The sequence below is a fragment of the Clostridium sp. genome (assembly GCF_051656525.1).
GTDB lineage: Bacteria > Bacillota > Clostridia > Clostridiales > Clostridiaceae > Clostridium.
This window is the reverse complement of sequence record NZ_JBOGCC010000208.1, coordinates 1-6,317: the sequence shown is the minus strand read 5'-3', so window position 1 is coordinate 6,317 and position 6,317 is coordinate 1. Positions and strand designations below refer to the sequence as shown.

The 6,317-nt window shown below is 30.8% G+C and carries 8 protein-coding genes; all 8 read left to right on the top strand.

Translation table 11 applies throughout. From position 1 onward, the window contains the following. The first annotated feature begins 32 nt into the window (after nt 1-32). Nucleotides 33-320, top strand: a complete 288-nt coding sequence (rpsF, locus tag ACRDDY_RS10320; protein ID WP_438544314.1) for a 30S ribosomal protein S6 — start codon at nt 33-35, stop codon at nt 318-320. Nucleotides 321-333: 13 nt separating this feature from the next. After that, entirely contained in the window at nt 334-777 is a 444-nt protein-coding gene (locus ACRDDY_RS10315; protein ID WP_438564870.1) for a single-stranded DNA-binding protein, read from the top strand. A 26-nt stretch (nt 778-803) separates the two neighbouring features. Further along, a complete protein-coding gene (rpsR, locus tag ACRDDY_RS10310) occupies nt 804-1,049 on the top strand; it encodes a 30S ribosomal protein S18 (protein WP_438544316.1) in 246 nt (81 codons plus the stop codon). A 157-nt stretch (nt 1,050-1,206) separates the two neighbouring features. Further along, a complete protein-coding gene (locus ACRDDY_RS10305) occupies nt 1,207-1,533 on the top strand; it encodes a MazG-like family protein (RefSeq protein WP_438564869.1) in 327 nt (108 codons plus the stop codon). Between the two features lie 15 nt (nt 1,534-1,548). Continuing rightward, nucleotides 1,549-3,483, top strand: a complete 1,935-nt coding sequence (locus ACRDDY_RS10300) for a DHH family phosphoesterase (RefSeq protein ID WP_438564868.1) — start codon at nt 1,549-1,551, stop codon at nt 3,481-3,483. Between the two features lies 1 nt (nt 3,484). After that, nucleotides 3,485-3,931, top strand: a complete 447-nt coding sequence (gene rplI, locus ACRDDY_RS10295; protein WP_438564867.1) for a 50S ribosomal protein L9 — start codon at nt 3,485-3,487, stop codon at nt 3,929-3,931. Nucleotides 3,932-3,943: 12 nt separating this feature from the next. Beyond that, the gene (gene lonC / locus ACRDDY_RS10290) at nt 3,944-5,839 is read left to right on the top strand and encodes a Lon family ATP-dependent protease (RefSeq protein WP_438564866.1); all 1,896 of its coding nucleotides are present in this window, start codon (nt 3,944-3,946) and stop codon (nt 5,837-5,839) included. A gap of 117 nt (nt 5,840-5,956) precedes the next feature. After that, a partial coding sequence (locus ACRDDY_RS10285) for a DnaB-like helicase N-terminal domain-containing protein (protein WP_438564865.1) occupies nt 5,957-6,317 on the top strand: 361 nt, incomplete at its 3' end.

The following is a 6,317-nucleotide window of genomic DNA, read 5'->3' as shown; positions in this document are numbered from 1 at the left end:
AGCCGTTAGTCCGAGGGGAGGAGGTGAAAATGATGAGAAAGTACGAAACTATATTTATACTACACCCATCACTAGACGAGGAGGCTGTTAAAGCTGCAGTTGAAAAGTTTAAAGGTGTAATCGAAAATGGTGGAGGAACTGTTGACAATGTTGATGATTGGGGTAAGAGAAAATTAGCTTACACAATTAACAAAGTTAACGATGGTCACTATACATTAGTTGACTTCACAGCTAACACTGAATTACCAAGAGAATTAGACAGAATATTCAGAATTACTGATGGTGTTATGAGACACATCATAATTAAGAAAGAAGCGTAAGAGGTGATATAGGATGAATAAAGTTATACTTATAGGTAGACTTACAAAAGATCCTGAATTAAGATTTGCAGCAGGTACTGGAAACGCGGTAACAAGATTCTCAGTAGCAGTTACAAGACAATTCAAGAGAGATGAAGCTGATTTTATTAATTGCGTAGCATTTGGTAAAACTGCCGAAACCATAGCACAATATCTTACAAAAGGAAGCCAAATCGCAATTACTGGGAACATAAGAACTGGTAGTTATGATGCACAAGACGGTTCAAAAAGATACACTACTGATGTAGCTGTTGAAAGCTTTGAATTTGTTGGAAGCAAAGGTGGAAACAACACTGAATCATATAGTAATGATTTCGGTGGAAATAGTTCTGATAATTCAAAACCAAGTAACGATTCGTTCGGAGCTGGGTTTGATGATGACATGACTCCTGTTGATGACGGAGATATGCCATTCTAAAATTTTCTAGGTAAGGAGGAATAAAAATGAGCAGAGATAATAAAAGATCAGGAAGAATGAGAAGATCTAAGAGAAAAGTTTGCGCTTTCTGTGTTGACAAAGCTGATTCTATAGATTACAAAGATATCGCTAAGTTAAGAAAGTTCGTTACAGAAAGAGGAAAAATACTTCCAAGAAGAATTTCTGGAACTTGCGCTAAACATCAAAGACAATTAACTGAAGCAGTTAAGAGAGCTAGAAATATAGCTTTATTACCATTCACAACTGAGTAGTAATATAGAGAGCATGACAATTTGTTGTTGTGCTCTTCTTTTTTTAAGTAATTTTATTACATTAAATTCTTTTAATGTAATAAAATTACTTAAAATCTTGCAATAAAAGAGGAAAAAAACTAAAATATACATACAGGGTTAAAATGGGGGAAGATATATGAGAAGAAAAGATTTAAATATTATGGGTAATGTAAAAATAATCGAAGGGCTAAAAGCACAGTTAATAAAAATCATTGGTGACTTCTATGTATTATTAACAAGAGGAAGTAATGTTGCAGAAGAATCTTTAATAGATTGCTTATCAGGGGGAATAATAATCTTATATGTACTTGCTGATAAATTAGGATACTCTTTATCTAAAGTTGATGATCAGATAAAAGAGAAATTAGATATTGGAATAAGATCTGGAGATGAAATTGAAAAAGAAGGAGAAAGTTTAAGTAAACTTAAAAGGCATATTTCAGAAAGAAAAGACCAATATTAAATTAGGAGGAGTTTAATGGAAGTGAAGACGCCTATTAAAAAGATGATAATACCTATTATATTAGCAATAGGAATTATAGTCTCTTTAATATTTAATATAGAAAAGTTAGCTATTTTATTTGTTATTCTTTATCTAATAGATATTTTTTATATACTTAATATCTTTTGGAGAAAAGAATCAGATGAAAAAAATCTTGCTAAAGAAATTGATAAAGATATTAAGCAAAATGCAGCTAACTTAGCAGTTCCAATAGCGCTTATAGATTCTATTGGGAAAGTAAGGTGGCACAATAAGGCTATGAAGGTATTTAAAGATGGAGATACTTTTGTAGATGAGAATATATTAAGTGTTGCTAGGGGAATTGATTTAGATAAAATAAAAGAAGTCACAAAAGAGGTACATCAAAGACTTAAATCAAATGGAAAGTTATATGATGTATATTCAAGTAAACTTGATAGTAATGAGGAATTATTTTTAATATATTTTAATGATATAAGTGATTTAGTTGATGTAGATAAGACTAGAGAAAGTGTTGTTTTAATAGAAATTGATAATGTTAGTGAAGCCTTAGACACTGTTGCTGAAAATATTAGACCTTTAATTCTTGCTGAGATAGAGCAAAAAATTACTGCATATGGAAACAAATTAGAGGCAATGATAAAGAAGTATGATAAAAACAAATATGTTTTATCTGTTTCTGATAAATATATTGATGAAGAAATCAAATCTAAATTTAATATTTTAGAGGAGATATCAAAAATATGCAAAGGAAATAAACTAGAAATAACGTTAAGTATGGGTGTAGGAAAAGGTGGTTTAACACCTAAGGAAAACTATAAATTAGCTGTTATTGCTAAAGAACTTGCTTTAGGTAGAGGTGGAGATCAGACTGTTGTAAAAACTCCAACAGAAATAAAAATCTTTGGTGGAAACAGTAAAGAGATTGAAAAGAGAACACGTGTTAGAGCAAGAGTAGTATCTCATGCATTAAAAGAATTAATATATGAAAGTGATAAAGTATTTATTGTAGGTCATAAAAACTTAGATATGGATTGTTTTGGTTCTGCACTTGCTTTATCAAGTATAGTTAAAAAGCTTGGGACTAAGTGTTCAATAGTTCTTGGAACTGATACATTTGCAATTGAGCCTTTCTTTACACAGGTAAAAGAAAAAGATGAATATAAGAATTTATTTATAACATATGATGTAGCATATAGAGAAACAACGGAAAAATCATTAGTTATAATTGTGGATGTCCACAATAAAAACTATGTAAGTAATTTAGAGTTTGTAGATAGCGTTAAAAGGAAAGTTATAATTGATCATCATAGAAGAAGTACAGACATTGTAGAAGGTGCTTTATTAAATTATATTGAAGTTTATGCCTCTTCAACTTCTGAAATGATAACAGAAATCATACAATATATTTTAGATAAGCCAAGTGTAGCTAAGAAAGAAGCTGAAGGGTTACTTGCAGGAATATATATGGATACAAAAGGTTTCTCATTTAAAACAGGGGTAAGGACTTTTGATGCTGCATCTTTCTTAAGAAGGATGGGAGCTGAAACAACAGAAGTTAAAAAATTATTTACTGATAATTTAGATGAATTTATACAAATAGCAGAAACTATAAAATCAGCTAAAACAGATAATGGTACAGCAATAGCAGTAGCACCTGCAGATAGTAATACTGTTATAGTAGCAAAATCAGCAGATGAGTTATTAAATATAACAGGAATATTAGTTGCATTTGTTATCTGCAATATAAGAGGAGATATTTACATTAGCGCAAGGTCAATAGGAGATATTAATGTTCAAGTCGTTCTAGAAAGCCTAGGTGGAGGTGGACATTTGAACATGGCAGGTGTTAAAATATCAAATAAGAGCGTAGATGAAGTTAAAATAATGTTAAATGACGCAATTAAAAAATATTTAAAGGTTGGTGAATAACATGAAAGTTATATTATTACAAGATGTTAAAAAAATAGGTAAAAAAGGAGAAGTTATAAACGCATCAGATGGATACGCAAGAAACTTCTTATTCCCAAAAAAATTAGCTAAGGAAGCAACTGATGCTAATATGCACATATTAAACAATCAAAAAGAAAATGAAAGAAAACAAAAACTTGCTGAAATTGAAGCAGCTCAAAAATTAGCTGGAGAATTAAAAGGTAAGGAAGTTAAGATAACAGGAAAAGTTGGAGACAACGGTAAATTATTCGGTGCAATAACAAGTAAAGATGTTGCAACAGAGATAAATAAAGTGTATAACGTAAATATAGATAAGAAAAAAATTGTTATGGAAACAATAAAAGTTGCAGGTGGATACGAAATAGAAGTTAAGTTATATCCAGAAGTATCAACAAAGATGAAGGTTATTATTGTTCCACAAGCATAAGGAGGAATAATTTTGAAGTTAAATGAACAAATTAAGTTCCTGCAAGGAGTTGTAGGTGGAGATTTAGAAATAGAGGCTCAAATAAATGTATTATTTGATATATTAAAAAATGTATTAGATGAAGGGGCTATTAGAGCAAGAACTGTAAGACATAAACTAAAGGGTTATAAAGAGTCTAATGAACTTGCAAAAAGAGCTTATGCACTTAATATGATTGCATCTGATGGAGCAGGAATAGAAGTGGTACCACCTGAAGATAAGATTCAGGAAGTACTAGAAGATACAATAGTTTGGATTTCAGAAGAGCTAGCGAAGAAGTATGTTCAAAGAGAAATTGAAACTAAAGTTGAAAAAGCCATAATGGAAAAACAAGAGAAGTATATAGATGAAATGAGACTTTCTATACTTAAAAAAGAAAAGGGAACAGAAAATGCTAAAACTAAGAAAAAGTTAGAGGATTTAGAAGCCCTTGATAATAAGGTAGTTAGTAAGAATATAATGAGCTTTTTAAGACCAGAATCTTTTAAAGAGATTGCAGGACAAGAAAGAGCAGTGAAATCATTAATATCAAAATTATCATCACCATATCCACAGCATATCATCATTTATGGACCTCCAGGAGTAGGTAAAACTACTGCTGCAAGAATAGCTTTAGAGGAAGCTAGAAAACTTCCATTCACACCTTTTAGTGATGAATCAAAGTTTGTAGAAGTAGATGGAACTACATTAAGATGGGACCCAAGAGAAATAACAAATCCTTTATTAGGATCTGTACATGACCCTATATATCAAGGAAGCAAAAGAGATTTAGCTGATATAGGTGTTCCAGAACCAAAGCCAGGTTTAGTAACTGAAGCTCATGGTGGAGTTTTATTTATAGATGAAATTGGAGAACTTGATGATATACTTCAAAATAAACTATTAAAAGTATTAGAAGATAAGAGAGTTGAATTTTCATCATCTTATTATGACCCAGATGATGAAAAGACACCTGCTTATATAAAATATCTTTTTGAAAAAGGAGCACCAGCTGACTTTGTATTAATAGGAGCAACTACAAGAGCACCTAAAGATATAAATCCAGCATTAAGATCAAGATGTACTGAAGTATACTTTGAGCCATTAGGTGTAAAAGATATTCAAGATATAGTAAGAAATGCAGCAAGAAAACTAGAAGTTTCTTTAGAACAGACAGTTCCTGAATATATTAGTAGATATACTATTGAAGGAAGAAAAGCTGTAAATATCTTAACTGATGCATATGGTTATGCTTTATATAAAAGAAAAGCAAAACCTAAAAAATTAAAAATTACATTAAAAGATGTTGAAGAAGTAATTTCAATAGGAAGATATTCACCATTTGAAATAGCATCATCAGAAAGTGCAGATAAAGAAGTAGGTCACATTTATGGATTAGGTGTAAGTGGGTTCCTAGGTTCAACTTTAGAAATTGAAGCATCTGTATTTGAAGCTAAGAAAAAAGGTAGTGGAAGTGTAAGATTTAATGAAACAGCAGGTAGTATGGCAAAAGATTCTGTATACAATGCTGCATCAGTAATAAGAAAAATAACTGATAAAGATATAAGAGATTATGATATACATGTTAATGTAATTGGTGGTGGAAATATTGATGGACCATCAGCAGGAGCAGCTATAACAACTTGTATCATAAGTGCTTTATTGGATAAACCTATAAGACAAGATTTAGCTATTACCGGGGAAATATCTTTAAGAGGTAAAGTTAAACCTGTAGGTGGAGTATTTGAAAAAATCTATGGTGCTAGAAGAAAAGGAATCAAACTTGTTTTAGTTCCAGAAGATAATAGGAAGGATATTCCATATGGATTAACTGATATAGAAGTTAGAGCAGTTAGTTCAATAGAAGAGATTTTAGAATTAGCATTTTAATAGTTGAAGGGGCTTCTTAATATAGGGGTCCCTTCTATATTTTTAAAAGAGGTAGCTTAAAAGAAAAAGTTTTATTATAATAGTAAAGTAAAATAATATGTGAAAGGTGGGAAAGACGTGGAAGGACCAATAGCAAAAACTTTACCTCAAAGTATAGAAGCTGAACAATCAGTACTTGGATCAATGCTTATATCAAGGAATGCAATAGCACCAGCTGCTGAAAAGTTAGAAGAGGAAGACTTCTATAGAGATAGTCATAAGGTTTTATTTAAATCAATAGTTGAAATGTTTAAAAGAGATATGGCAGTAGACTTAATTACAGTTTTAGAATACTTAAAATCAACAGATGTGCTTGAAAGAGCAGGTGGAGTTACATATGTTACAGAAATATCTGCATCAGTACCAAGTACAGCTAACCTTTCTTCATATATACAAATAGTTTTAGAAAAATCAACTTTAAGAAAGCTTATAAGAGCTT

Coding starts and splice junctions, on each gene's coding strand:
- rpsF (WP_438544314.1), top strand. CDS start 33: ATGAGAAAGTACGAAACTATATTTATACTACACCCATCACTAGACGAG.
- ACRDDY_RS10315 (WP_438564870.1), top strand. CDS start 334: ATGAATAAAGTTATACTTATAGGTAGACTTACAAAAGATCCTGAATTA.
- rpsR (WP_438544316.1), top strand. CDS start 804: ATGAGCAGAGATAATAAAAGATCAGGAAGAATGAGAAGATCTAAGAGA.
- ACRDDY_RS10305 (WP_438564869.1), top strand. CDS start 1,207: ATGAGAAGAAAAGATTTAAATATTATGGGTAATGTAAAAATAATCGAA.
- ACRDDY_RS10300 (WP_438564868.1), top strand. CDS start 1,549: ATGGAAGTGAAGACGCCTATTAAAAAGATGATAATACCTATTATATTA.
- rplI (WP_438564867.1), top strand. CDS start 3,485: ATGAAAGTTATATTATTACAAGATGTTAAAAAAATAGGTAAAAAAGGA.